Annotated in this window: 18 protein-coding genes, 4 tRNA genes and 1 pseudogene; 13 read left to right on the top strand and 10 right to left on the bottom strand. The window is 70.5% G+C overall.

Annotation, left to right across the window (positions count from 1 at the left end):
• Positions 1 to 116: 116 nt before the first annotated feature.
• From ACFWPQ_RS39455 to ACFWPQ_RS39445, 3 genes are all read right to left on the bottom strand, one after another.
• Positions 117 to 2240, bottom strand: coding sequence for an FG-GAP repeat domain-containing protein (locus tag ACFWPQ_RS39455; RefSeq protein ID WP_384046097.1), 2124 nt, complete (start codon positions 2238 to 2240; stop codon positions 117 to 119).
• A 178-nt stretch (positions 2241 to 2418) separates the two neighbouring features.
• Positions 2419 to 4578: a DEAD/DEAH box helicase gene (locus ACFWPQ_RS39450; RefSeq protein WP_384046093.1), complete on the bottom strand. Its 2160-nt coding sequence runs from the start codon at positions 4576 to 4578 to the stop codon at positions 2419 to 2421.
• Between the two features lie 392 nt (positions 4579 to 4970).
• Positions 4971 to 5495 carry a hypothetical protein gene (locus tag ACFWPQ_RS39445; RefSeq protein WP_384046090.1) on the bottom strand — a complete coding sequence of 175 codons (525 nt, stop codon included), beginning with the start codon at positions 5493 to 5495 and terminating at the stop codon, positions 4971 to 4973.
• 142 nt (positions 5496 to 5637) lie between these two features.
• Between ACFWPQ_RS39445 and ACFWPQ_RS39440 the strand changes: the two genes are divergently transcribed.
• Complete coding sequence (locus ACFWPQ_RS39440) at positions 5638 to 6228, top strand: hypothetical protein (protein ID WP_361284739.1); 591 nt, start codon at positions 5638 to 5640, stop codon at positions 6226 to 6228.
• Here the strand turns inward: ACFWPQ_RS39440 and ACFWPQ_RS39435 are convergent.
• Positions 6216 to 7151, bottom strand: a complete 936-nt coding sequence (locus ACFWPQ_RS39435; RefSeq protein ID WP_384046086.1) for a TolB family protein — start codon at positions 7149 to 7151, stop codon at positions 6216 to 6218. The two genes, ACFWPQ_RS39440 and ACFWPQ_RS39435, sit on opposite strands and share 13 nt — an antisense overlap.
• Before the next feature lie 166 nt (positions 7152 to 7317).
• On the opposite strand from ACFWPQ_RS39435, the gene ACFWPQ_RS39430 reads away from it, so the two are divergent.
• The 10 genes and pseudogenes from ACFWPQ_RS39430 (at position 7318) to ACFWPQ_RS39385 (ending at position 17955) form a co-directional block, all read left to right on the top strand.
• On the top strand, positions 7318 to 7668 hold the full coding sequence (locus ACFWPQ_RS39430; protein WP_352361908.1) for a metallopeptidase family protein: 351 nt from the start codon (positions 7318 to 7320) through the stop codon (positions 7666 to 7668).
• Positions 7669 to 7763: 95 nt separating this feature from the next.
• Positions 7764 to 9331: pseudogene (locus ACFWPQ_RS39425) on the top strand (metallophosphoesterase).
• Positions 9332 to 9412: 81 nt separating this feature from the next.
• Positions 9413 to 9485, top strand: a tRNA-Glu gene (locus tag ACFWPQ_RS39420).
• Positions 9486 to 9522: 37 nt separating this feature from the next.
• Positions 9523 to 9597 (top strand) — tRNA-Asp (locus ACFWPQ_RS39415).
• A 24-nt stretch (positions 9598 to 9621) separates the two neighbouring features.
• Positions 9622 to 9695 (top strand) — tRNA-Phe (locus tag ACFWPQ_RS39410).
• Between the two features lie 303 nt (positions 9696 to 9998).
• A complete protein-coding gene (locus ACFWPQ_RS39405; RefSeq protein WP_384046082.1) occupies positions 9999 to 12860 on the top strand; it encodes a PKD domain-containing protein in 2862 nt (953 codons plus the stop codon).
• Positions 12861 to 12928: 68 nt separating this feature from the next.
• On the top strand, positions 12929 to 13222 hold the full coding sequence (locus ACFWPQ_RS39400) for a hypothetical protein (protein ID WP_384046079.1): 294 nt from the start codon (positions 12929 to 12931) through the stop codon (positions 13220 to 13222).
• A gap of 252 nt (positions 13223 to 13474) precedes the next feature.
• Positions 13475 to 17443: an ATP-dependent RNA helicase HrpA gene (gene hrpA, locus ACFWPQ_RS39395; RefSeq protein ID WP_384046076.1), complete on the top strand. Its 3969-nt coding sequence runs from the start codon at positions 13475 to 13477 to the stop codon at positions 17441 to 17443.
• Between the two features lie 94 nt (positions 17444 to 17537).
• A tRNA-Asp gene (locus ACFWPQ_RS39390) sits at positions 17538 to 17612 on the top strand.
• Positions 17613 to 17763: 151 nt separating this feature from the next.
• Positions 17764 to 17955 carry a DUF6274 family protein gene (locus tag ACFWPQ_RS39385; RefSeq protein ID WP_361284758.1) on the top strand — a complete coding sequence of 64 codons (192 nt, stop codon included), beginning with the start codon at positions 17764 to 17766 and terminating at the stop codon, positions 17953 to 17955.
• A 499-nt stretch (positions 17956 to 18454) separates the two neighbouring features.
• Here the strand turns inward: ACFWPQ_RS39385 and bldC are convergent, their stop codons facing one another.
• Positions 18455 to 18661 carry a developmental transcriptional regulator BldC gene (gene bldC / locus ACFWPQ_RS39380; protein ID WP_003949541.1) on the bottom strand — a complete coding sequence of 69 codons (207 nt, stop codon included), beginning with the start codon at positions 18659 to 18661 and terminating at the stop codon, positions 18455 to 18457.
• 619 nt (positions 18662 to 19280) lie between these two features.
• Positions 19281 to 20123, bottom strand: coding sequence for a hypothetical protein (locus ACFWPQ_RS39375; RefSeq protein ID WP_384046073.1), 843 nt, complete (start codon positions 20121 to 20123; stop codon positions 19281 to 19283).
• A gap of 265 nt (positions 20124 to 20388) precedes the next feature.
• Here ACFWPQ_RS39375 and ACFWPQ_RS39370 point away from each other — a divergent pair, with 265 nt between their 5' ends.
• Together ACFWPQ_RS39370 and ACFWPQ_RS39365 are read left to right on the top strand one after the other, a co-directional pair.
• The gene (locus ACFWPQ_RS39370) at positions 20389 to 21480 is read left to right on the top strand and encodes a Leu/Phe/Val dehydrogenase (protein WP_384046070.1); all 1092 of its coding nucleotides are present in this window, start codon (positions 20389 to 20391) and stop codon (positions 21478 to 21480) included.
• A 300-nt stretch (positions 21481 to 21780) separates the two neighbouring features.
• Positions 21781 to 22047 (top strand): DUF3073 domain-containing protein, encoded by a 267-nt coding sequence (locus ACFWPQ_RS39365; protein ID WP_383713378.1) that lies wholly within the window; start codon positions 21781 to 21783, stop codon positions 22045 to 22047.
• 138 nt (positions 22048 to 22185) lie between these two features.
• On the opposite strand, the gene purM is transcribed toward ACFWPQ_RS39365, so the two are convergent.
• The 4 genes from purM to ACFWPQ_RS39345 form a co-directional block, all read right to left on the bottom strand.
• Complete coding sequence (gene purM, locus ACFWPQ_RS39360) at positions 22186 to 23256, bottom strand: phosphoribosylformylglycinamidine cyclo-ligase (RefSeq protein ID WP_384046068.1); 1071 nt, start codon at positions 23254 to 23256, stop codon at positions 22186 to 22188.
• Between the two features lie 31 nt (positions 23257 to 23287).
• On the bottom strand, positions 23288 to 24817 hold the full coding sequence (gene purF / locus ACFWPQ_RS39355; RefSeq protein WP_384046066.1) for an amidophosphoribosyltransferase: 1530 nt from the start codon (positions 24815 to 24817) through the stop codon (positions 23288 to 23290).
• Between the two features lie 232 nt (positions 24818 to 25049).
• A complete protein-coding gene (locus ACFWPQ_RS39350) occupies positions 25050 to 25397 on the bottom strand; it encodes an META domain-containing protein (protein ID WP_384046063.1) in 348 nt (115 codons plus the stop codon).
• Between the two features lie 138 nt (positions 25398 to 25535).
• Complete coding sequence (locus ACFWPQ_RS39345) at positions 25536 to 26333, bottom strand: sterol carrier family protein (protein ID WP_384046060.1); 798 nt, start codon at positions 26331 to 26333, stop codon at positions 25536 to 25538.
• Positions 26334 to 26388 lie beyond the last annotated feature (55 nt).

The raw sequence follows: 26388 nt of genomic DNA, 5'->3' as shown, positions 1-26388 counted from the left end.
GATTCCCTCACCGGGGGCGTGACATGCGTCACAGCCTGGCCGAAAACAGGCTGGAACGGCCCGGAAACAGGCCTCGGTAGCCTGAACAGGAGTCTCGGCAGAGGCCTGAACAGGGCTTAGAAGAGCGCCTTGTAGCCCTGCCAGCCCGTCGCGATTTTCACGCGCGCCGCGAACGTGCCCTTGCCGGTGCCCGTCTGCCGGTACAGGTTGCCCGCGGTGTCCCGCATCACCAGGTCGTTCTTCCCGTCCCCGGTGATGTCGCCGACGCCCACGACCGCGTTGTACGAGGCGTTCCAGTGCGCGGCGACCTTCACCCGCTCCTTCACCTGGCCCGTCCCGGTGCCGTCGTAGCGCCACAGCGTCCCGGCCTTGTCGACCGCCAGCACGTCCCCGAAGCCGTCGCCGTTCAGGTCACCGGCGCCGACGATCCTCGTGTACGACGACCACGTGCGGATCTTCACCCCGGCCTTCAGCCTGCCGGTGCCGTCGTCGGCGAACAGGTAGACGTCCCCGGTGGCGGCCTTGCGGGCCAGCAGGTCGGTCCGGCCGTCGCCGGTGAGGTCACCGGGGGCGGTGAGGACGTTGTACGCGTTCCAGCCGGTGCCGAGGGAGACGTGCTTGTCGGACGGCTTGTACGAGCCCGCGCACTTGCCGGTGTACCGGCGCAGCTCCCCGTTCGGCATCCGCACGAGCATCTCGGAGCACCGGTCGCCGGTCATGTCCCCGAAGGGCACGGCGACCGTGCCCGCCGCCCAGCCGAAGGCCGCCCAGTTGCCGCTGAACCTGCCGTTGCCGGTGGTGGAGTGCAGCGTGAGGCCGCCGGACGAGCTGAGGGTGGCCAGGTCGCCGTAGCTGTAGCCGCTCTGGTCGTGGAAGCCCTGCGTGCCGCCGGTGTAGCCGAACTTCCCGCTCGTCGTGTACGTCCCCGAGCCCTCGACGGCGGTGGCGGTCAGCGTCCAGGTCTTCGGGCCGTTGAGCGGGTAGCCGCCCGTGTCGTTGGTCCCGTCCCAGCCGATGTCGACCGACGTACCGCTGCCCTTGATGGTGCGGTCTGCGTGCCCGTGGGTGTCCTTCACGGTGAAGGTCCACTTCGCGGGCTTGCTGAGCTGCCAGACGCTGCCCCAGATGGTGTTGCCGGTGGCGCCTTCCCGGGCGTCCTCGTCCCAGTCCGCCACCTCCGACTCGATCCCCGTCAGCGGCTGCGTCGGCACCCCGCTCGGCACGATCCGGATCACGTTGTCCGGTCCGACGTACGCGATGTCGCCGCCGAACTTGTCCACGGACCAGGTCTGCCGCCGCTGGTCGGCGCTCTGCCCGGCGGGCAGGTCGGCGACGGCGCGCGGCGCGGCCGCCGTCCCGGTGTGGAAGTCCGTCAGCATCAGCCTGCCCGCGGTCCGGTCGTGCTGGACGAGGTAGCCGTCGCCGACGAGCACCGGGCCGGAGGGCACCTTGATGTTCTTCTTCGCCGTACGGTCGTACACGCCCGCGGCGCCCGTCGGGCCGCAGTTCCAGTAGATCCAGCGGCCGACGACCTGAAGTTCCTTCACCGTGCAGGGCGCGCCGGTGGAGACGGTCGCGACCGTCTTCTTCGCCTTCAGGTCGTATCCGGTGACGACGCCGTTGCCGGTGCCCGGTGTCCACAGCGTCGAACCCCACACGGAGGCGGCGGTGATGGACCGGGTCAGCCGGACGTTCTGGGTCTGGTACGCGGGCACCGCGTCGACGTACTGCTTGCCGGTGGAGGACGCCTGGTAGACGTAGAAGCGACCGGTGGCGTCGACGAAACGGCCGCCGGTGACGATCGGGGCGGGCCCGCCGTCCAGCGTGTCCTCGGTCAGGTAGATCTCGGCCTGCTGCTTGCCGGTGCCGTCGTCCATGAAGTCGCCGACGTAGGTGTTGCCGAAGGTGCGCAGCGGCACGCAGCCCGGCGCGCCCTGGTCGCAGGACACCCGCTGGACATGGCTGCCGACCGCGAACGTGCCGGCGAATCCCCGGGTCGTCCGGTCCAGCACCGTGGAGCCGTCGGCCGAGATCTGCCGGCCGATCACCCACTGGTCGCCGCTCGGCGCGTTCTCCACGGTGGCCAGGAAGCCGCCCGCGTAGTCGATGCCCCAGACGCCGCTCGTCGTGATCGGCGTCGGGGTGGTGTCCGCGGCGGCCGTGCCCGCGGTGGTCAGCGAACCGGCGCCGAGGGCGGCCAGTCCGACCAGTGTGAGTGCGATCCGGGCATGCCGGCTCAAGGAACCCCCCAGGAAGTCAAAAGTCAAAGGATGTTAACAACCGACGCACAGGCATCAACAGTGAATTGACCGTGAACAGGGGGTAGTTGGCGGGGCCGGTCCGTGCCGCCCCGGTCCGCGACGCGGAAGGGCCCGTACGACAGGTCGTCGTACGGGCCCTTCGTCACCTCACTCGGTGTCAGCCGTTGCGCTTCCAGCGCGGCTTGTCGTCACGGCGGCCGAAGGAGCCGGAGGGGCCGGAGGACGAGCCGCGGTGGTCGTCACGACGGCCGAACGGGCGGTCGTGGCCGCTGTGGCCACCGCTGCGGAAGCCCGGGCGGTCGTCGCGGCGGTCGCGGTTGAACGGGCGGTCGCTGCCCCGGTGGCCGGACGGACGGTCGTCACGGCGGAAGCCGCCACGGTCGTCACGGCGCTCGAAGGAGCGGCCGCCACGGTCGTCACGGTCCCGGTCGAACGGCCGACGCTGCTCGTCACGGCGGAAGCCGCCGCGGTCGTCACGGCGCTCGTCACGACGCTCGAAGGAACGGGCACCGCGGTCGTCGCGGCGGTCGTCGCGGCGGAAGCCGCCCGACGGACGGTCGTCGCGACGGAAGCCGCCACGGTCGCCACCGTCACGACGGTCGTCACGGCGGTCGTCCCGACGGAAGCCGCCCGACGGACGGTCGTCACGGCGGAAGCCGCCACGGTCGCCACCGTCACGACGGTCGTCACGACGGTCGTCCCGGCGGAAGCCGCCCGACGGACGGTCGTCACGGCGGTCACGGCGCTCGTAGTTGCCCCGCTCGTCACGCTGCTGACGCGGACGCTCGTACGAGGAGGACTCCTGACGGGCCGGCGCCTCGGCGGCCGGCTGCTCCGCCGTCTCGGCCTCGGCCTCGGCCACGGCGGCGGCCTCGGCCACCGCCGCCTCCGGGTCCTCGCCGCGCTCGCGGGCGACCCGGGCGACCAGGCGGTCGGCCTCCTCGCGCAGCTCGGCGGCCCGGCGCTGGGCCCGCTCCAGCTCCTTGGTGAGCTGGGTGACCTCGCGCTCGGCCTGCTGCGCCGCGTTGGCCGCGGACTCGGACTGGACCTCGGTCATCGAACGGGCACCGGTGATCTCGGCGACCTCGGGCTCGAAGGCCGTACCGGAGTTGATGATGTGACGCCCGGCGTCGACGCCCGCGTCCTCCATCAGCCGGAAGATCTGCCGACGCTGGTGCGGCAGGGAGAGCGAGACGACCGTGCCGGTGCGGCCCGCGCGGGCGGTACGGCCGGCGCGGTGCAGGTAGTCCTTGTGGTCGCCGGCGGGGTCGACGTTCAGGACCAGGTCGATGCCGTCGACGTGGATGCCGCGGGCGGCGACGTCGGTGGCGACGAGGACGTTGACGTACCCGTCCTTGAAGTCGGCGAGGGTCCGCGTCCGCGCGCCCTGGGTCATGCCGCCGTGCAGCGCGTCGGCCTTCACGCCGGAGTCGCGCAGCTGCTCGGCGACGCGGTCGGCGCCCAGCTGGGTGCGGACGAAGATGATCGTGCGGCCCTTGCGGGAGGCGATCGCGGCGGTGACCGGCGCCTTGTCCTTGGGCTTCACGATGAGGATGTGGTGGGACATGGTCGTGACCGCGCCCTGGGCGGCGTCGACCTCGTGCGAGACCGGGTCGACCAGGTAGCGCTTGACCAGCGTGGAGATCTCGTTCTCCATGGTGGCGGAGAACAGCATGCGCTGGCCGCCGGCCGGGATCTGGTCGAGCAGCTCGGTGACCTCGGGCAGGAAGCCCAGGTCGGACATCTGGTCGGCCTCGTCGAGGACGGCGATCTGCACGTCCTCGAGGGAGCAGGCGCCGCGGTTGATGATGTCGCGCAGGCGGCCCGGGGTGGCGACGAGGATGTCGACACCGCGCTCCAGGGCGTAGATCTGGTTGCCCATGGAGGTACCGCCGCAGACGACCTTCATCTTCAGGCCGACGACGTCGCCGTAGGGCTGGAGCGCGTCGGCGACCTGCATCGCCAGCTCGCGGGTCGGGGTGAGGATGACGGCACGCGGCCGCTTCTTCTCGGTGCGGCCGCCGGCCAGCGTGGCCAGGGTGGGCAGACCGAAGGAGAGGGTCTTGCCGGAGCCGGTGCGGCCCCGGCCGAGGATGTCCTTGCCGGCCAGGGCGTCCGGGATGGTCGCGGCCTGGATCGGGAAGGGGGTGGTCACGCCGTTCTGCGCGAGCTTGCGCACGACGCCCTCGGGGAGACCGAGGTCGGCAAAGGTGATCTGGGGGGTGGTGTCAGCGGTCTCCTCGGAGACCTGGGTCACCAGTTCGTCGTCCTGGATGTTCTCGGGCACAACGATCTGGTCATTACTGGACACGGACATGCGAATGCGAAACCTTCCGGAGTCTCTTCGGCACGCGCCCGTCAACTCCGTGATTCGCTCACGACCGCCTCAATGCGGTCCGCCACGGCAAGGGAGAGTACGCGCCACACGGCGCGCTCTGCAGTGGCGCCGGGCAAATGGGATCAAACGATCTACCACCATACGCACCCAACACCCCCGAAGGCAAACCGAGCCCTAGTCACGAAACTCACAGCAGGTTTGCCCCAACCCCAACGACGCTCACGCCAATCCGCCGACACACAGACCACACAGACCGGACGCGCTGCCCTACACACTCCCCAACACCCGACCCCACCCATCTTCTTCCCCTCCTTCTTCCCCGCGCCGGAGAAGGACGTCTCACACCGCCCCGGCCCACTGGAACGCGCCCCCTACGCCGGCGTCCCCGCCTCCGGTGCCGGTTCCCGTTGCACCAGCTGGGTCCCCGTGTCCTCGTGTGCCGACGAGGACGGCTCGGCCGACGGGGGGTCCGTCGCCGGGGGCGGTGGGGTGGGCGATGCGGGCGGCGGGGTGGGGGAGGCCGCCGGCGGCGCGGGCGTCGTCGGGGCCGCCGTCGGCCCGGCCGGCACCCCCGGCGCCACGCTCTTCCCCGGCTGCACCGGCACGGCCGGCCCCGCGCTCGCCCCCTTCGTCGGTTTCGCGGACGCCGACGCCGACTCCCCCGGCTTCGCCTTCTCCCCGTGCCCGCGCTTCCCGTCGGCCGCCGCGCCGCCGTACCCCGCACCGCCCTCGCCGGACACCCCGGACCCGCCGTCGGCCACCTCACCGTCCCGGTGCCCCGCGGAGTGCGACGGCTTGGCCTTCCCCGCGTCGTCGCCCACGTTCACACAGCCGGCCGCGGCCGCGACCGCCATCACCGTGACGGCCAGACGGACGGGTACGTTCAAGGGGCGCACGGCGGCCACCTCCGGGGGCGGAGAAAGAAGTCAACCTGCCCAACTCCCGCCGCCCACAAGAGGACACGCCTCCCCGCCCCCGACCGTCGCGGGGGTGTGGGCGGGTGGTTCACCATGGGGTGTGCGATTCGACTCCGTTCCCATGCCGGCGAGCGTCGAGGCCAGGCCTCGTGACAGCCGTGGCTACCCCGTGCCCGCCATCACGCCGTGGGAGGGCGACGCCCCCCGGTTCGCACTCACCGACTACGAGCGCAGCGCGGAGTGCGCCCGCAACAGGCTGTGTTCCGTCTGCAACACGCTGATGCCCAGGGGCCCGGTGTGGCGGGTGGTCGGCGCCGCGGAGAGCTCCGCGATCGGCGACGCACTGGCCGCCGGGCGGCCGTACCGCAACCTGGCGCCGACCCTGGAGGCTCCCGGGCACCGCGCGTGCATGCTCTACGCCTCGATGGTCTGCCCGTACCTGGCCCGCCCCAACGCCCGGCGGGGCACGAGCGCGGAAACCCCGGACGACATGACCGCGCATGTCGTCCGGGGTGCTGTGCGGGGGGAGCTGGGTGCCGTGGTGGGGTTCGGCGACTACGAGTTCGCCGTCACCAGGTCCCAGGTGCTGTTCCGTTTCCTCGACGTGGTCGAGTTCCTGCCGCACGACACGGCCGACGAGCACCTGGCGGCGCTACGGGCCGAACTCGCCCGCTCCGACGGCCGCTCGGGCGGCAGCGGTCAGCCGCGGTAGGCGGGCAGTCCCTTGTGCGCGGAGGCCTTGACCGGCTTGCCGAACCCGTGGGCGGTCCTGGTGACGGTGTAGATGCCGTTCGGGGTCCGGAAGGCGATGGTCTTGCCGTTGGGCGACCAGGTGGGCTCGGTGTAGTCGGTGGTGGCGTGCGGGGTGATGTCCTTGACCGCGTTGGTGCCGGCGGTCAGGTCGTCGACGAAGAGGTGGTCGTGGCCGCCGACCGAGCGGACGAAGACGACCTCCTCCGCGTCGGGGGAGAGCGCCGGCTCGGAGCCCTTGGCCAGCGCACCGCCCTGCTGACGCAGGTAGTCGTCCCGGATGTAGACCTCGCCGGTGTGGGTGTTGTCGTAGACGGCCGTGCCGTAGGGACCGCCGGCGTTCGGCCAGGCGTTGTTCGTCTGCGGGAGGGCGCCCGCCTCCGGGTCGTCGCTGTTCAGGCTGATCCTGGCCGGCTTGGCGTGGTTGCCGGTGGCCTTGACGCGCTCCAGCACGGTGCTGCCGTGGATCTTGGCGGCGAAGATGATGTTGTTCTTCGCGGGGATGCCGTTCGTCCGGTCCGCCGCGGCGACCTGCCAGGTCGGGTGGGACCAGGTCTGGTTGCCCGGGTTGGCGGCGACGGTGACCCGGTGGCTGCCGTCGGGGTCGGAGACGACGAGGTTGCCGTGGCCGTCGACGAAGGCGGCCTTGCTGCCGCTCGGGTTCCAGGCCAGGTCGCGGACGACGGTACCGAAGTCGATCGACCGGCCGCCGACGAGAACGTGCCGGGTGCCGTCGCTGACGGTCAGCCCCCGGGGCACGGTCACCGCCCTGGCGGCGGGAGCGGCCGTCGCGGCGGTGGACACACCGGCCACACCGGCCACGGCCAGCAGCGCGGCAACACCGGTGGCGGCGGCTGCGGTGCGACGACGGTAACGTGCGGACATCGGGTCCCCCCAGGGTGAATGACCAGGATCAAGGGCAGACCGTGCCGCCCCTTCGCGATGCCTGAAGTCTTCCCACGGGGAATGACGGAGCTGTGCGTGCGCTGTCACAGACGTGCAATAGGGGCCGGAGCCCCCGTTCCACGCGTTCGTCCCCGACAATGGCCCTGTGCTGGAGATGACCCGCGACGGGTTCGAAGAACTGGTGAGCGAGGCCCTGGACCGGATCCCGCCGGAGCTGACGCGGGTCATGGACAACGTGGCCGTGTTCGTGGAGGACGAACCGTCCGCCGACGACCCGGAGCTGCTGGGCCTCTACGAAGGCACGCCGCTCACCGAGCGCGGGGAGTGGTACGCCGGGGTCCTCCCCGACCGCATCACGATCTACATGGGACCGACCCTGCGGTATTGCGAGACACCCGAGGACGTGGTCCACGAGGTCGCCGTGACCGTCGTCCACGAGGTGGCACACCACTTCGGCATCGGGGACGCCCGCCTCCACGAACTGGGCTGGGGCTGACCCGCCGGCGCCCGAAGCCCTCCCCCGCCCCAAGCCCTCCCGCCCGTGACACGAACCGCCGCATACGAGCCGGCAATCCTGGGCATACGGCACCAATGGCCCGCGTCCGCACCCGAACCCGAGCCCGCCTGCCCGTCCTGGAACTCGCCCCCGAGGCGCACGAGCCGCCCGCCTGGAGCCGCGTCCTCGGGCTGGCCGCCGTCGTGCTCGTCGGCGCCTGGCTCGGCCTGCTGATCGTCGGGAACGTCCGCACCCAGGTCGGCCCGATGGACACGACGATGACACTGCGCCCGTCCCTCAGCGGCGGCACGAAGATCAACGTCTCGCCGCTGGGCGCCCTGTACCTGGACACCCACGCCGGTCCCGTCCGCCTCGACGTCAACGTCGACCAGCTCGACCCGGTCCGCTCCCAGGCCCTGGTCGACCACCCCGAGCGCCTCTCCGGACTCCAGGACGAGGTCGCCCACGACGTCGAGCACGGCACCCTCGACCTGGCCGTACGCTCCTGCGTGGCCGTCGTCGCCGGTGCCACCGCCCTCGGCCTCGCGGTCTACCGCCGCCCGCGCCGCGCCCTGGCCTCCGGGGGCCTCGCCCTCGCCCTGCTCGTCTCCTCGGGCGCGACCGCGTACGCCACCTGGAACCCCGAGTCGGTCCTGGAACCCAGGTTCTCCGGCCTGCTCTCCTCCGCCCCGGCGCTGGTCGGCAACGCGCGCAGCATCGTCACCGAATTCGACGTCTACCAGAAGGAACTGGCCCGCCTGGTGACGAACGTGACGAAGCTGTACGACGTCACGTCCACGCTCCCCGCCTACTCCCCGGACCCGGCCACCCTCCGCGTCCTGCACGTCTCCGACATCCACCTGAACCCGGCGAGCTGGAAGATCATCGCCTCGCTGGTGGAGCAGTACAAGGTGAACGTGATCGTCGACTCCGGCGACACCATGGACCACGGCACGGCGGCCGAGAACGGCTTCCTGGACCCCATCGCCGACCTGGGCGTGCCGTACGTCTGGGTCCGGGGCAACCACGACTCCCGCACCACCCAGCGCTACCTCTCCCGCATGAAGAACGTGCACGTCCTGGACGACGGCCGCGCCGAGACGATCGCCGGGCTGCGCTTCGCCGGGATCGGCGACCCCCAGTTCACCCCGGACCGCTCGACCGCCCCCGGCGGTGACGCGGCCGAGGAGCTGGCCGGGGACCGCCTGGCCACGGCCCTGCGGGAGCAGCGGGCGGCCGACACCCCGGTGGACGTCGCGATCGTCCACGAGCCGACGGCGGCCCGGATGACGGACGGCGAGGTGCCCCTGGTCCTGGCGGGTCACCTCCACCACGAACAGACGGAGATCCTCGCGCACGGCACCCGGCTGCGCGTGGAGGGCTCCACGGGCGGCAGCGGGCTCCGGGCGGTCGAGGGCAGGTACCCGGACCCGATCGAGGCCTCGATCCTCTACTTCGACCGGGACAGCCGGCGGCTCCAGGCCTGGGACGAGATCAGACTGGGCGGTCTGGGCGAGACGACGGCCGAGGTCAGCCGCCACCTCCCCGAGACGTAGTCGATCAGCGGCTCCGCCGCGGGCCGGCCGGGGGGACCCCCTCCCCCTCGGAGAGCCCGTCACCCTCAGGAGGCACCCCAGGAACCCCGTCGCCCTCGGGGTCGTAAACCGTTTTGGCGATACTCCCCGCGATCCCATATGCTTCTCACGTCCCCGACGCGCTGACGAAGCGCCCAGGCGGGCCGATAGCCCTCATCGTCTAGCGGCCTAGGACGCCGCCCTTTCAAGGCGGTAGCACGGGTTCGAATCCCGTTGGGGGCACGCAAGATCGTGTGCAACACTGTTGCACACACAGCTTGGTCCTGTGGAGCAGTTTGGAGTGCTCGCCACCCTGTCAAGGTGGAGGCCGCGGGTTCAAATCCCGTCAGGACCGCTGAGGTTTCACGTGAAACCTCGTGGCTGGGTAGCTCAGTTGGTACGAGCGATCGCCTGAAAAGCGATAGGTCGCCGGTTCGACCCCGGCCCCAGCCACAACAGACAGCCCCTCCGGGATTCCGGAGGGGCTGTTCTCATGCAACCTCATGCCACCCGCGCCGGCGATTCCGCTTCCACGTCCGGCGCATCAGCACGCGTCACGCCCGCCTGCCGACCGGCTCCGTTTTGAGCAAGGCGAGAGCGGATCATGGCGTTCCTTGGGAATCCGGGTGCGAACATGACAGCTGCATGCCAACGCTGAGCTGAACCGGCCCGGGCCCCAAGCGCACCTGCCCTTAAGGCCGTTCACCCCCATCCGGCGTTCTCGTGACCGCACCGCGAACGCTCCCGGGAGACCCCGTGCACAGATCCCGCCCCACCGTCGGCCTGCCCCTCGCCCTGATCGTCGTGGCGGGGGTGATGAGCGGCCTGGGCGGCGGGTCCGCGGTGGCGGACCCGGGGACCGACGGGACCCTGTACGTGAACCACGACGTGGCCTGCAGCGACAGCGGGACGGGGGCACAGAGCCTGCCCTTCTGCACCGTGCAGGCCGCGGCGGACGTGGTGGAGCCGGGGGACACGGTCCGGATCCTGTCGCCGACCGGCGATCCGTACTCGGGATCGGTGACCCTGACCCGGTCGGGGACGAGTGACGCGCCGATCACGTTCACGGGGGCACAACCCGGTACGGCCGGTTCGCGGGCGGTGTTCGGGTGGCCCGGCTCCGCACCCGCGCTGACGCTGGACGCGGTGCACGACGTGCACGTGGAATCGCTGGCCTTCACCGACGACGGCGGAAACGGTGTGGCGGTCACCGGATCCACGGACGTGACCCTCGACCGGCTGGCGATCAACCGCCCGGCCCTCGCGGCCCCGGCCACGGGGAGCGCGGTCAGCGTGGACGGCACGTCGTCGGACGTCACCGTGTCACGGAGCTGGCTGGGCCCCTCGTACGCGTACGGCGTGCGGACGGAACCCGGAGCGGCGCGGGTCACCGTGACGACCAACGAGATCACCACGATGCGGGAGGGCGCCATCGTGGTCACCGGAACGTCCGACGCGGACGTGACGAGCAACACGATCCTGGCGGCGTGTGCCGGGGGAGTCTCGCTGGACGGCGGAAGCTCCGGAGTGGTGGAGAACAACGTCGCCATCACCTCCGGGTCGGCGCAGAGCAGCACCTGCCCGGCGCCGACCGCTCCGCTCTACGCGGTGTCGGCCGACTCCACGGCCGAGGTCACCGCCGACTACAACGTGGCGGCGAACGACGCGGGCCCGTCCGCCCCGGCGCGCACCGAGTACTCCTGGGGCGGCACCGCCTACGCCACCAGCGCGGCGTTCCGGGCCGGGACCGGACAGGCCACCCACGACATCGACGGGTTCGGGTTCGTTCTCGGGAGCCAGCCGCCCGAGCGCTCTCCCCTCGTCGACTCCGCCGATGCCGCCGCACCCGGCGAACTCGGCACCGACTTCGCGGGTCACCCGCGGGCCGACGACCCGATCGTCGGCAACACGGGCACCGGCACACCGGCGCCCGACCGGGGCGCCCTGGAGCGGGCGGACGTCATCACGATTCCCGCCGACGCCTACCCGTCGAGCGGCGTCGCGCCGTTCGAGACCTCGGTGAGGACGGACGCCGTCAGCAACTGGGCCAAGGCGCTCACGTACTCCGTCGACTTCGGGGACGGCAGCGACCCGGCCACCGGCGCGCAGGGCACCCCGATCACCCACACCTACACCGCGCCGGGCCGGTACCTCACCCGCATCACGGTCACCGACAGCGACGGAACGAGCACGTCCGGGACCAACTGGACGACGGCGGGCACGGCCACACCGCCGGCCGCGACACTGTCCGCGGCCGCCGGGACCGCGAACGACGGCGCGATCAACGCGGGTGCCGCGCAGTTCACCGCCGCGGAACCGGCCGACGCCTGGGAGGTCCTCAGCCGGGTCCTGGCCTACGGCGACGGCAGCCAGGAGGCGCTGGGCGACGGCGTCGGACAGGCACTGCACCAGTACCCGGCCCCCGGCACCTACACCGCCACGCTGACGCAGACGGACCGCCTGGGCCGCACCACCACCGCCACGACCACCTTCCACGCCGCGGACACCTACGTGGCGACGATCCCGCAGCACGACACCGAGAAGACGATCGCCGCCCACGGCATCCTGAAGATCTCGGCGGCCACCCTGCACGCGGACTCCGGCGGCGTCGACGCCGCCCAGCTGCAGCTCGTCACCAGCGCCGCCAAGGCGAGCGGCTCGCTCACCCTCTACACCGCCGGCACCACCCGCCCCGGCACCTCCACCATCGGCTTCGAGCCGGGCCGGACGGCGCTCGACCAGGCGACGGTCAAGGTCACCCCGACCGGATCGGTCGACCTCTACAACGGCAGCTCCGGCGCGGTCACGGTCAATGTCGCCACGGTCGGCCTCCAGTCGCACGCCCAGTACGCCGACACCTACCACCCGGTCGCTCCGGTCCGCCTGCTCGACACCCGCACCGGTACCGGCGGCAGCACCGGCCCGGTCGCCGGCGGCCACTCGGTCACGCTGTCGGTCGGCGGCACCCACGGTGTCCTGGCGGGAGCCACGGCGGTGGTCCTGAACACCACCGCGACCGGCACCAAGTCCTCCGGCAACCTGGTCGTCTCCACCCACGGCACCACCGACTCCAGCCTGACCGGCCCCTACTGGACCACCGGACAGACCGCCTCCGCCCAGATCACGCTCCCCCTGAAGGACGGCAAGGTGGTGCTGCACAACGCCGGCAAGGGGTCGGCGCAGCTCGTCGCGGACCTCGCCGGCTGGTACGGCACCGCCACGGGCGGCTCGGAGTTCCTGCCGGTCACCCCCGCCCGCATCCTCAACACCCGCACCGGAACCGGCACCGGCAAGATCGCCAGGCTCGCCGCCCACGCCACCCTCAAGCTCAAGGTCACCGGCGCCCACGGCGTCCCGGCGACCGGAGTCACCGCCGCCGACCTGAACCTCACGGTGCCCGCCCCGTCCGGCAGCGGCTACCTCGTCGCCTACCCCGACGGCACCCCGCGCCCCGGCGTCTACTCCCTGAACTTCACCAAGGGACACACCACGGCCAACCGCGCACTGGTCAAGGTCGGCACCGACGGCGAGATCGACCTCTACAACGCCGGTTCCGGCTCGGTGGACGTGTACGCAGACCTGCTGGGCGACTACGACGTCTTCCCCGCCACGTCCTGAATCTCCTTGGCGGCGCGACCCGCCGCCGCTAGTTTCTGGCGGGTCGACACATCACCAGGGTGGGGAAGATGAACCGGGATCAGGACATACAGCTCGAGAAGGACCGTGCGCGCTACGGCCTTCTCGCCGTCGTCGTCAGCAACCTCGCGATCGCCGGGGTCGCGGTCTTCGGCGTCTGGCGGCTCAACGGCAACGAGTCCGTGATCATCGGCGTCCTCACCGCCGCCTTCACGGCGGTGAGCAGCATGACCACGGCATACCTGGGGATCAAAGCCGTATCCAACACGGCGAAGTCCATCGCGGCAGCCTCCTCCGCACCGCCCGCCCCAACTCCCACCACCCCGGCCCAGCGGACCCCGTAGGGGGTTTCACTCACCGGCGCTTGCAGGGTGCCGCCGCGCCCACCCGTGCCGCCCTGCGGCACGCCTGCCCGCAGCTGAGTGGCTCTGTGGGGCGCGGCTGGACAGCGCCCCGTAAGGGGCGCGGGGAACTGCGCGACCAGCCCCAACCCACCCGCAGGCGAACCACGACCCGCACCCCTCACAACCCGGCCGAACCGCCGGAGGCAAAAGCGTTCGCCATGAATTTCCCCGAGGTGAGATCCTGGACCGCGTATGTCTACGCACCCCGCCCCCGCCCTCGGCCCCCTCGCCCCCCGCCTGACCGAGCTCTCACTGCGCGACGCGCACCGGCTCGGGCGCAGGCTGGAAGGTGCGCGCAAGATCCGTAAACCGGAGGCCCGGGCCGCCGTCCTCGCCGAGATCGAGGCAGAGGTGGCCAGGGCCGAGGAACGGATGGCCGGCCGCCGCGCCGTCGTGCCCGCCGTGTCGTACCCCGAGCAACTGCCCGTCAGCCAGAAGAAGGACGAGATCGCCGAGGCGATACGCGACCACCAGGTCGTGATCGTGGCCGGCGAGACCGGCTCCGGGAAGACCACCCAGATCCCCAAGATCTGTCTGGAACTCGGGCGCGGCGTGCGCGGCATGATCGGGCACACCCAGCCCCGCCGGATCGCCGCCCGTACCGTCGCCGAGCGGGTGGCGGAGGAGCTGCGGACGCCGCTCGGGGAGTCCGTCGGCTGGAAGGTCCGCTTCACCGACCAGGTGAACCCCGACGCCACCTTCATCAAGCTGATGACGGACGGCATCCTGCTCGCCGAGATCCAGACCGACCGCGAGCTGCGCGCCTACGACACGATCATCATCGACGAGGCCCACGAGCGGTCCCTCAACATCGACTTCCTGATGGGATACCTGGCCCAGCTGCTGCCGCGCCGCCCCGACCTCAAGGTCGTCATCACCTCGGCGACCATCGACCCCGAGCGGTTCTCCCGGCACTTCGGCGATGCCCCGATCGTGGAGGTGAGCGGCCGGACGTACCCCGTGGAGGTGCGCTACCGGCCCCTCCTGGAGGAGGACTCGGACGACTCCGACCGGGACCAGATCACCGCCATCTGCGACGCCGTGGAGGAGCTCCAGGCCGAGGGACAGGGGGACATCCTCGTCTTCCTCTCCGGCGAGCGGGAGATCCGGGACACGGCCGACGCGCTCACCAGGAAGAACTACCCCCGCGCCGGAGGCGCTGGTGGGCAGAGTACGGAGGTGCTGCCGCTGTACGCGCGCCTCTCGCACGCCGAGCAGCACCGGGTCTTCCAGCCGCACACCGGCCGCAGGATCGTTCTGGCGACCAACGTCGCCGAGACCTCGCTGACCGTTCCCGGCATCAAGTACGTCATCGACCCCGGCTTCGCGCGTATCTCCCGCTACAGCCACCGCACCAAGGTGCAGCGGCTGCCCATCGAGGCGGTCTCGCAGGCCAGCGCCAACCAGCGCAAGGGCCGCTGCGGCCGTACCTCCGACGGCATCTGCATCCGGCTGTACGACGAGGACGACTTCGTCTCCCGCCCGGAGTTCACGGACCCCGAGATCCTCCGGACCAACCTCGCCTCCGTCATCCTCCAGATGACCGCGGCCGGCCTCGGCGACATCGAGAAGTTCCCCTTCATCGACCCGCCGGACCACCGCAACATCCGGGACGGCGTGCAGCTGCTCCAGGAGCTGGGCGCGATCGACCCCGCCGAGAAGGACCCGCGCAAGCGGCTCACCGACACCGGCCGCAAGCTGGCCCAGCTGCCCGTCGACCCGCGGCTCGCCCGGATGGTCCTGGAGGCCGACAAGAACGGCTGTGTCCGCGAGGTCATGGTCATCGCCGCCGCGCTCTCCATCCAGGACCCGCGCGAACGCCCGGCCGAGAAGCAGACCCAGGCCGACCAGCAGCACGCCCGCTTCCGCGACGAGACCAGCGACTTCCTCGCCTTCCTCAACCTGTGGAGGTACATCAGGGAGCAGCAGAAGGAGCGCGGCTCCAGTTCCTTCCGGCGGATGTGCAAGCAGGAGTTCCTGAACTTCCTGCGCATCCGGGAGTGGCAGGACATCTACACGCAGCTGCGCACGGTCGCCAAGCAGATGGGCATCCACCTCAGCGAGGACGACGCCCCCGGCGACCGCGTGCACGTCTCGCTGCTCGCCGGCCTGCTGTCCCACATCGGCATGAAGGACGTGAAGGACGGCGCGAAGAACGAGTACCTGGGGGCGCGCAGCGCCAAGTTCGCGCTCTTCCCGGGCTCCGCGCTGTTCAAAAAGACTCCCCGGTTCGTTATGTCGGCGGAACTGGTGGAGACCTCGCGGCTCTGGGCCCGGGTCAACGCGAAGATCGAGCCGGAGTGGGTCGAGCCGCTCGCCGAGCACCTCCTCAAGCGGACGTACAGCGAACCGCACTGGGAGAAGGACCAGGCGGCCGTGATGGCCCTGGAGAAGGTCACGCTGTACGGCGTACCGATCGTCGCCGACCGGAAGGTGAACTACGGCCGGATCGACCCGGAGGCCAGCCGCGAGCTTTTCATTCGCAACGCACTGGTCGAGGGCGACTGGCGGACCCACCACAAGTTCTTCGCCGACAACCGCAGACTCCTCAGCGAGGTCGAGGAGCTGGAGCACCGGGCGCGGCGCCGGGACATCGTCGTCGACGACGACACGCTCTTCGACTTCTACGACCAGCGGGTGCCCGAACACGTCGTCTCCGGCGCCCACTTCGACTCCTGGTGGAAGCACAAGCGGCACGAGCAGCCGGAGTTCCTGGACTTCGAGCGGGAGATGCTGATCCGGGAGTCGGCGGAGGCGGTCACCAAGGCCGACTACCCGGACTCCTGGCGGCAGGGGCAGCTGAAGTTCCGGGTGACGTACCAGTTCGAGCCGGGTGCGGACGCGGACGGCGTGACCGTCCACATCCCGCTCCAGGTCCTCAACCAGGTCAGGGACGAGGGCTTCGACTGGCAGATCCCGGGCCTCAGGGAAGAGGTGGTCACGGAGCTGATCCGCACCCTCCCGAAGCCCGTCCGCCGCAACTACGTGCCGGCGCCGAACTTCGCGAAGCGCTTCCTGGACACCGCGGTCCCCCTCCAGGAGCCCCTCACCACGACCATGGTGCGCGAGCTCAGGCGCATGGTCGGCGTGCCCTTCGAGGCCGAGGACTTCGACTGGGCGCGGGTCCCCGACCACCTCAAGATCACGTTCCGGATCGTCGACGAACGGCGCCGGAAGCTGGCCGAGGACAAGGACCTGGAGTCGCTGAAGGTCCGCCTGAAGCCGAAGGCGCGCCAGGCCCTCTCCCAGGCCGCCGCGGCCACCGCGGAGCGCCAGGGCGGCGAGTCCCTGGAGCGCAAGGGCCTCACGGACTGGACGATCGGCACGCTCACACGCGTCTTCGAGACGCGTCGGGCGGGCCAGCCGGTGAAGGCCTACCCGGCCCTCGTCGACGACGGCGACACGGTCTCCGTCCGCCTCTTCGACACCGAGGAGGAGCAGGCCGAGGCGATGTGGAAGGGCACGCGGCGGCTCATCCTCCGCAACATCCCGGTGAACCCGGCGAAGTTCGCATCGGAGAAGCTGACGAACGCCCAGAAGCTCGCGCTGTCGGCGAACCCCCACGGCACGATCCAGGCCCTCTTCGACGACTGCGCGATGGCCGCGGCCGACAAGCTGATCGCCGACTTCGGGGGGCCTGCGTGGGACGAGGAGTCGTACCGGAAGCTGTACGACAAGGTGCGCGCCGAGATCGTCGACACGACGGTCCGGACGGTCGGGCAGGTGCAGCAGGTACTGGCCGCCTGGCAGGCCTGTGAGCGCCGTCTCAAGGCCGTACGGAGCCCCGCGCTGCTGGCGAACCTGACCGACGTCCGCAAGCAGCTGGACGCCCTGGTGAAGCCCGGTTTCGTGACCTGGGCCGGTATACGACGCCTCCCCGACCTCATGCGCTACCTGGTCGCCGCCGACCGCCGCCTCCAGCAGATGCCGACCAACGTCCAGCGGGACACCACCCGCATGGAGAAGGTCCACGAGATGCAGGACGAGTACGCCTGGCTGCTGGAGCAGCTGCCGAAGGGGCGGCCGGTGCCGCAGCAGGTCCTGGACATCCGCTGGATGCTGGAGGAGCTGCGGGTCAGCTACTTCGCGCATGCGCTGGGGACCGCGTACCCGATCTCCGACAAGCGGATCGTGAAGGCGATCGACACGGCCGCCCCGTAACCGACCGGGCACGCTAAGTGAGTTCGACCAGGGCCCGCACCCTCCTGTACAGTCCTTCTCGCAGCACAACGCAAGACAAAGTGCCGCGAAACCTGGTCCTGTGGAGCAGTTTGGAGTGCTCGCCACCCTGTCAAGGTGGAGGCCGCGGGTTCAAATCCCGTCAGGACCGCACGATACCGAGGCCCGTTTCCCGTCAGGGGAAGCGGGCCTCTTGCGTGCCCGGCGGCCGGGAACGAGCCCGTGCCATTGACGGCGTCACATTCGCTCGGTACCCAGAAGACAGGGCCCGCTTCCCCTCGGCCCCCCTCTGGAGGTGGCGTATGGCGGCTTCGGTGCGGCATGAGACGCGGGCGCTGCTGAGGGCCCATCTGGCGGCCGCCTCGTCGTACCGGCATCTGACCCGCCACTGCGCGGTCTGCCATCAGCTGCTGCGGCTGGCCATGGACTCCGCCCCGCACACCGCCGAGGCCCCCGAGGACGCCGTGGAGGACCAGGGCCCCGTCGGCGCGTGACGGTACCCCAACGGCCGTTCCCCCAAGGGCCGATGGAGCGCGTGACCCCTCTATCGCACCCGGGACAGTACAAACAACCCGTGCGGTATGTGACGGGTGTCACCGCATGAGTTTCCGAAACGGTGGCACTTACCCCCTTCCTACAACTGGTCAATTTAATATGTGCAATTGCACCACCCTGCGGACCCGCCCCGGACCCCCTTCGGATGCCCGCACAGCGGATCCGACAGTGATCCCCAGACTCCGACAAGGCCGCTCACAGAGCCGCTGGTTACGGTCGGCCAAGGCCCCACGGGACCCCATGGACGCACAAAAAAGATCGCGCTGGACCCGGCGGAGTCCAGCGCGATCTACGACGCACCCTGTGTCGCTTGCCTGAGAAGTCTCTTGTCGGCCTGGGCGTAGGTCCTGTTGGGGCAGGTCCTGCGTCGCTTGGAGCTAGGGTTCGGGCACCTCGGCCAGTTGGGGGACCGGTCGGTTTGCCCGCTATTCAGTTGGGTCAGGCCTCGCTGCGCTGCTGCGGAATGCCCGCCAGCAGGGCGCGCACCTCAGCCTCGCGGTAGCGGCGGTGTCCGCCGAGCGTGCGGATCGACGTGAGCTTGCCGGCCTTCGCCCACCGCGTGACCGTCTTGGGGTCGACGCGGAACATCGTGGCGACCTCAGCCGGGGTCAGCAGCGGCTCGGCATCAGGGGTGCGAGCGGTCATGAGCGGCCTCCTCGGGAGAACCGAACCTTCTCGGTTCTTTCCTCTAAATTCTGCACCTTGACCCGCGTTGCCCGAAATGGCGGACGCGAGTCGAGTCGGTTATAGGACGAACGGCTTGTCCTCGGCACTACAACTACACCATCTGTCCAGCCGCGTCGGCCAAACCGATGGAATTGCCCTCCCAGGTAGGCATCAGCCGCGGAAGCCGATGGACCATGCCATAGCGGACAGTCACGCCTCTGTGACGATCAGTCACAGGACGATCAGGAGTCACCAGACCCCCCAAAGCACGTAATGCTGAGAATCCGCCCACAGTGCACCACACTTGGACGGATGGAGCCCTCCCCGGACTCCTTGTCCTATTTTGGCACGAGGAGTGGCAAGAGGCGCAAGAGCCGTGTAAGTGCTATCCGTCACCCTTGACGCAAAAGCCCGGATCGAGATCCAACGTCCAGTGCGTTCACTGAAGTGCCGTCAACGTACGTTGTTTCATGCCTTCTGGGCCGTGACGTACATCACTCACCGCACACACGTCACGCAGGTGTCATCCGGCTGTAAACACCATCAGACGCCCCATCAGTCAGTACGGATCAGTGGGCATCCACGCTCAGACCGGCACTCAGTTCGCCGAACGCCGGTCCCGTACCGTCCGCCACCGCTCCACCAGCCGCCCGTACGCCGCCCCGGCCGCGGCCCCGTCGCCCAGGCGCAGCGCCTCGATGCCGGCCGCCACGTCGGCCGCGGAGTGGTCGTCCTCGAGGTCCCCGGCCGGCAGGGTGTGCACCAGGCCGCCGTAGTCCAGCTCGACCAGCGAGCGCGGGTGGAACTCCTCCAGCCAGCGGCCGACGTCCACCAGGCCGTCGATCAGCGGCCCTTCCTCCACGGTGTCCTTGAGCGTGCGCAGCGCCCGGGCCACCCGGCGCCGGGCCTGCACCATCGGCGTGCGGTAGCGCAGCATCGGCGGGATCTCAGCGGTGCCCTTCTCGTACCGGCGCTCCTCGTCGGAGACCAGCACGAACCAGTTCAGCGGCACCTGCCAGGTCGCGGTGCGGATCCAGGGCCGGGAGTCGGGGTTGCGGACCAGCCAGCGCTCGTAGTCCATCGTGGCCTGCCGGCGCACGACCGGCGGCAGCATCGCGTCCAGGACGGGCTTCGGCAGTTCGTCGGAGAGCTCCTGCAGGGCCTGCCAGCCGCGCAGCCGGGTCCGCCACGGGCAGACGCAGACGACGCCGTCGACCTCCAGGACGAACGCGTCGGCGCTCTCCTGCACCGGCACCGCGACCGGCGGGGTGGGCAGCAAGTCGGCCAGGGAACGGCGGAGTTCGTCCTGGTACGAGGGGCGCTCCGGGCGGCGGGCGTAGCGCGTCCAGTGGTCGCGCTCCCGGTCCGGGAAGGCGGCCAGCGGCTCGTACACACGCAGGTACGTCGCGTAGGGGACGACCACCGAGGACACCTTGGGCACGCCTGCTCCCTCCCCATCGGACCGGGCTCGAAACCAGCGGAACCCACGGCGGAGCCATGACGGAGCCGGCCGGGGCCGGCCGCGGAAACCACAGCAAATCGTCCCACGCTCATACGTGCACACACGGCACGGGAGAGTGATCCTGAACACTGCGCGGATGGTGTGCGGGCAATGGCTCTACGCTCATGCCACGGCCCCCGCCACCCTTACGGGAGCCCCCGCTTCCACCGCCGCGACACACGCGACACAACCGGGAGTCACCACAGTGACCGACGTTTCCACCGGCGTCCTGCACACCCTGTTCCACTCGGACCAGGGCGGTCACGAGCAGGTCGTGCTCTGTCAGGACCGCAAGAGCGGCCTCAAGGCCGTCATCGCCATCCACTCCACCGCGCTGGGCCCCGCCCTCGGCGGCACCCGCTTCTACCCGTACGCCAACGAGGAAGACGCCGTCGCCGACGCCCTCAACCTCGCGCGCGGGATGTCGTACAAGAACGCCATGGCCGGGCTCGACCACGGCGGCGGCAAGGCCGTGATCATCGGGGACCCGGACCGGGACAAGACCGAGGAGCTGCTGCTCGCCTACGGGCGGTTCGTGGCCTCGCTCGGCGGCCGGTACGTCACCGCCTGCGACGTCGGCACGTATGTCGCCGACATGGACGTGGTGGCCCGCGAGTGCCGCTGGACCACCGGACGCTCCCCCGAGAACGGCGGCGCCGGCGACTCCTCCGTGCTCACCGCGTACGGCGTCTACCAGGGCATGCGGGCCAGCGCCCAGCACCTGTGGGGCGACCCCTCGCTGCGCGGCCGCACCGTCGGCATCGCGGGCGTCGGCAAGGTCGGCCACCACCTGGTGGAACACCTCCTGGAGGAGGGCGCCGAGGTCGTGATCACCGACGTACGGCAGGAAGCCCTCGGGCGCATCGCCGACAAGCACCCCGCCGTGGGAGTGGCCGCCGACACCGACGCCCTGATCCGGATCGAGGGCCTCGACATCTACGCCCCCTGCGCGCTCGGCGGCGCCCTCAGCGACGACTCCGTGCCGGTGCTGACCGCCCAGGTGGTGTGCGGTGCCGCCAACAACCAGCTCGCCCACCCGGGTGTCGAGAAGGACCTCGCCGACCGCGGGATCCTCTACGCGCCGGACTACGTGGTGAACGCCGGCGGGGTCATCCAGGTCGCCGACGAGCTGCACGGGTTCGACTTCGAGCGGTGCAAGGCCAAGGCGGCGGAGATCTTCGACACCACGCTGGCCATATTCGCACGTGCGAAGGGCGACGGGATTCCGCCGGCCGCGGCGGCCGACCGGATCGCCGAACAGCGGATGCACGAAGCGGCAACGGCGGGTGGACGCTGACCCGACGCCGGGTTTCCGGCCGGATTTCCGGTACCTGCCGGCGGACAGTTGGAGAGAACTCTCACGTTCGTCGGCGGGTCGCCCGCCAGGAAGTGGTTAAAATCGTGGTTGACCAGCGGGGACGGGGCGCCTCGCGGGTCATGGAGTCAGGCGCGTGGTGCGGGCGACGTACCGTATGGGCGCGGGCTCAGGTACCGTGGAAGCCCTACGGACCGGTCTCTCCGAGGAGAGTCCGTTCCGGATCATGAACGCGTGTCAGACTCTGGGGCCGTCGAGCCCCGTCACCGAGGGGGTCGAGCCATGGGGCGCGGCCGGGCCAAGGCCAAGCAGACGAAGGTCGCCCGCCAGCTGAAGTACAACAGCGGTGGGACTGACCTGTCACGTCTGGCCAACGAACTGGGCGCATCGACTTCGAGCCAGCCGCCGAACGGCGAGCCGTTCGAGGACGACGACGAGGACGAGGACGACCCGTACGCCCAGTACGCGGATCTGTATAACGACGACGATGACGACGAGGACGAGGACGACCAGTCCGGTCCGACGTCCCAGCATCGTCGCGGTGCTTGACGCCTGCGGCTGCTTAGCCGCTTCACTTGCCCGGTCCGGGGTTTCATCGCCGGACCGGGTTTTGTGCTGGCGTCACGGGCCTCCGCCCCGGACCCCGCTCCTCAAAATCCCCCAGAGAGGGGACCCCCGAGGCTGGGTTCAGGCGTAGTCGCCTACTAGTTCCGCACCCGTGGTGTGCTCGCCGCGTTCGGTGATCTCGCCGGCCACCCAGGCCTCGACCCCGCGGTCGGCCAGTGCGGTCAGTGCCACGTCCGCCGATTCCTGCGGGACGATCGCGATCATGCCGACGCCCATGTTGAGCGTCTTCTCCAGTTCGAGCCGCTCGACGCTGCCGGTGCGGCCGACCAGGTCGAAGATCGGACCGGGGGTCCAGGTGGCGCGGTCGACGATCGCGTGCAGGTGGTCCGGGATCACCCGGGCCAGGTTCGCCGCGAGTCCGCCGCCGGTGACGTGGCTGAAGGCATGGACCTCCGCCGTGCGCATCAGGGCCAGGCAGTCCAGCGAGTAGATCTTGGTCGGCTCCAGGAGTTCCTCGCCGAGGGTGCGGCCGAGCTCCTCGACATGGGCGTCCAGGGCGAGGCCGGCCTGGTTCAGCAGGACGTGCCGGACCAGGGAGTACCCGTTCGAGTGAAGCCCGGAGGACGCCATGGCGATCACCGCGTCACCCGTACGGATACGATCCGGGCCGAGCAGCCGGTCGGCCTCCACCACGCCCGTACCGGCGCCGGCCACGTCGAAGTCGTCCGCGCCGAGCAGGCCCGGGTGCTCGGCCGTCTCGCCGCCCACCAGGGCGCAGCCGGCCAGTACACAGCCCTCGGCGATGCCCTTGACGATGGCGGCGACCCGCTCGGGGTGGACCTTGCCGACGCAGATGTAGTCGGTCATGAACAGCGGCTCCGCGCCGCACACCACGATGTCGTCCATGACCATGGCGACCAGGTCGTGGCCGATCGTGTCGTACACGCCCAGCTGCCGGGCGATGTCCACCTTGGTGCCCACGCCGTCCGTGGCGGAGGCCAGCAGCGGCCGCTCGTAGTTCTTGAGGGCGGAGGCGTCGAAGAGGCCGGCGAAGCCGCCGAGGCCGCCGAGGACCTCGGGGCGCTGCGTCTTCTTCACCCACTCCTTCATGAGCTCTACGGCGCGGTCGCCCGCCTCGATGTCGACACCGGCAGCCGCGTAGGAAGCACCGGAAACAGGGCTCTCAGACATTGCCTGGGATCTTTCGGGTTGATGACGGGGCTTACGGGCGACGGATCGCGTCGGCCGCGGCCGTGGCTGCCGGACCGGCGGCCAGCTCGGTCTCCAGGAGCTGCTTGCCGAGCAGCTCGGGGTCCGGGAGCTCCATCGGGTACTCGCCGTCGAAGCAGGCACGGCAGAGGTTCGGCTTGGCGATGGTGGTCGCCTCGATCATGCCGTCGATGGAGATGTACGCCAGCGAGTCGGCGCCGAGCGAGGTGCCGATCTCCTCGATGGTCATGCCGTTGGCGATGAGCTCGGCGCGGGTGGCGAAGTCGATGCCGAAGAAGCACGGCCACTTCACGGGCGGGGACGAGATCCGGATGTGGACCTCGGCGGCGCCGGCCTCCCGGAGCATCCGCACGAGCGCGCGCTGGGTGTTGCCGCGCACGATCGAGTCGTCGACGACGACCAGCCGCTTGCCCTTGATGACTTCCTTCAGCGGGTTCAGCTTCAGGCGGATGCCGAGCTGGCGGATGGTCTGCGAGGGCTGGATGAAGGTCCGGCCGACGTAGGCGTTCTTGACCAGACCGTTGCCGAAGGGGATGCCGGAGGCCTCCGCGTAGCCGACGGCGGCGGGAGTGCCGGATTCCGGGGTCGCTATCACCAGGTCGGCGTCGACCGGGGCTTCCGCGGCGAGCTTCCGGCCCATCTCCACGCGGGAGAGGTAGACGTTCCGCCCGGCGATGTCGGTGTCGGGGCGGGCCAGGTACACGTACTCGAAGACACAGCCCTTGGGCTTCGCGTCAGCGAATCGCGAGGTGCGCAGGCCGTTCTCGTCGATGGCGACGAACTCGCCCGGCTCGATCTCGCGGACGAAGCTGGCGCCGCAGATGTCGAGTGCGGCGGACTCGGAGGCGATGACCCAGCCGCGCTCGAGACGGCCGAGGACCAGCGGGCGGATGCCCTGCGGGTCGCGGGCGGCGTAGAGCGTGTGCTCGTCCATGAAGACGAGCGAGAAGGCGCCCCGGACCTTCGGCAGGACCGTGTGCGCGGCCTCCTCGATGGTCAGCGGCTTGCCGTCCTCGTCGACCTGGGCCGCGAGGAGCGCGGTGAGCAGGTCGGTGTCGTTGGTGGCGGCGACCCGGGTGGACCGGCCGCCCGGGTCCTTCGGGAGTTCGGCGACCATCTCGGCGAGCTGCGCCGTGTTGACGAGGTTGCCGTTGTGGCCGAGCGCGATCGAACCGTGCGCGGTGGCGCGGAACGTCGGCTGGGCGTTCTCCCACACGGAGGCACCGGTGGTCGAGTAGCGGGCGTGACCGACCGCGATATGACCCTGGAGCGAACCGAGCGAGGTCTCGTCGAAGACCTGGGAGACGAGGCCCATGTCCTTGAAGACGAGGATCTGGGAGCCGTTGCTGACCGCGATACCCGCGGATTCCTGGCCCCGATGCTGGAGGGCGTAGAGCCCGAAGTACGTGAGCTTGGCGACCTCTTCACCGGGAGCCCAGACACCGAAGACGCCGCAAGCGTCCTGGGGGCCCTTCTCGCCGGGGAGCAGATCGTGATTGAGGAGACCGTCACCACGTGGCACGCCACCGAGTGTAGGCGAGATCGACCACTGGTCCGAATTGGGGATACACAGCCGTAATGGATCTACGCCCGCGGACGCCGTTGTGGCTTTCTCCATTTTCGCAGGTCAGCGCAGTGGGAGGTTTCTCCAGACGGCGTCGGTTCGTGCGGAGCGGTGTCGGCGCAACCCCCTGACACCGTATCCCTGAGTGAGGTGTCGCACATCAATCGGGGGGCCACGGCCCAGGTCGCGGTCATGTCCTGGACAGCTGGACGCGGTCGCCGCCGGCCGTGGTGAGGGTGAGTTTCCGGTCCTCGCCCTTCATGGTCAGCGGCCCGGAGGTGAGCGTGCGGGCGAGTGCGCGCTCGAAGGTCATCCGGGCGTTGTCGCAGGCCATCCGGGTGGTGCGGGTGTGGCTCAACCGGATCTGGTCGTCCGTGATCTGTGCCGTGGCGCTGAACTGGTTGCACCCGAAGCTGCCGGCCGCCCGGCCGTCCTCGATCTTCACATGGGCGTGCGCCGGGGCGCGGTGGGTGGTGCCGTCGACGGTCACGCTGTCGACGGTCCAGTCGATCCCGGTCACGGGCGGCCGAGTCCCCACGGAGGCTCCTCTCGCACTGCCACAGGCCACCACGAGCGGAACGAGCAGGGTGGCCGTCGCCGTCAGGGTCATACGCCGCATGCGCTGTTTCAACCCGTACATGCCGTTTCGACGGCGCGCACCGGCCGATCGGTTCCCTCACCCCAGGACGGGCAGGTACGCCCCGAGGTCGGCCCGCTCCCCGCTGGCGCTGACCCTGGCGTCCGCCACGGCCTCCTGCCACGCGATCCGTCCGGCGGCCAGCCGGATCCAGGTCAGCGGGTCGGTCTCGACGACGTTCGGCGGGGTGCCCCGGGTGTGCCGGGGCCCCTCGACGCACTGCACCACCGCGTACGGCGGCACCCGCACTTCCGTGGAGCCACCGGGCGCCTTGACGGCGAGCGCGTCGGCGAGCAGCCGGGTACAGGCGGCCAGGGCCTGCCGGTCGTACGGCACCTCCAGCCCGGCGACGGCCGTGTTGAGGTCGTCGGTGTGGACGACCAGCTCGACGGCGCGGGTGACGAGGTAGTCGTCGAGGGAGAGCGCGCCGGCGCTGGTGGCGAGCAGCCGGGTGCCGGGGTGCGCGTCGAGCAGGGCGCGCAGGCCGGTGTCGGCGTCGGCGAGGTAGGCACCGAGGTCGGGGTGGTCGGCGGCGAGGCGCCGGGTGAAGCCGTCGATCGCGGCGGCGTTGCCGGAGGTCCCGAACGGCCAGTCGAGGAGGACGGCGTCGGCCTTCGCCGGCTCGGGCTGGTCCGCGGCCCGGTGGACGGCGGTGACCGCCATGCCGATGTGGGCGACGAGGTCCCGCACGGTCCACCCCGCCAGCCGGGTGGGGAGCGCGAGCTGCTCGGCGGTGAGGCCCTCGACCGCCGCTCGCACATTGCCGAACTGGGCGAGAACCGCGGCGCGGGTCCTGGCCGGGTCGTAACTGCGGGCGCGCTTCTTGGCCTGGGGCATGGCGGTGAGCCTATCGACCCCCTCCCTGTCAGTCTGGGTTGACAACCGGGCTGGC

This window comes from Streptomyces sp. NPDC058464, from assembly GCF_042721035.1.
Lineage (GTDB): Bacteria > Actinomycetota > Actinomycetes > Streptomycetales > Streptomycetaceae > Streptomyces.
The sequence above is the reverse complement of the archived record's forward strand: the minus strand, read 5'-3'. Positions and strand labels throughout refer to the sequence as shown.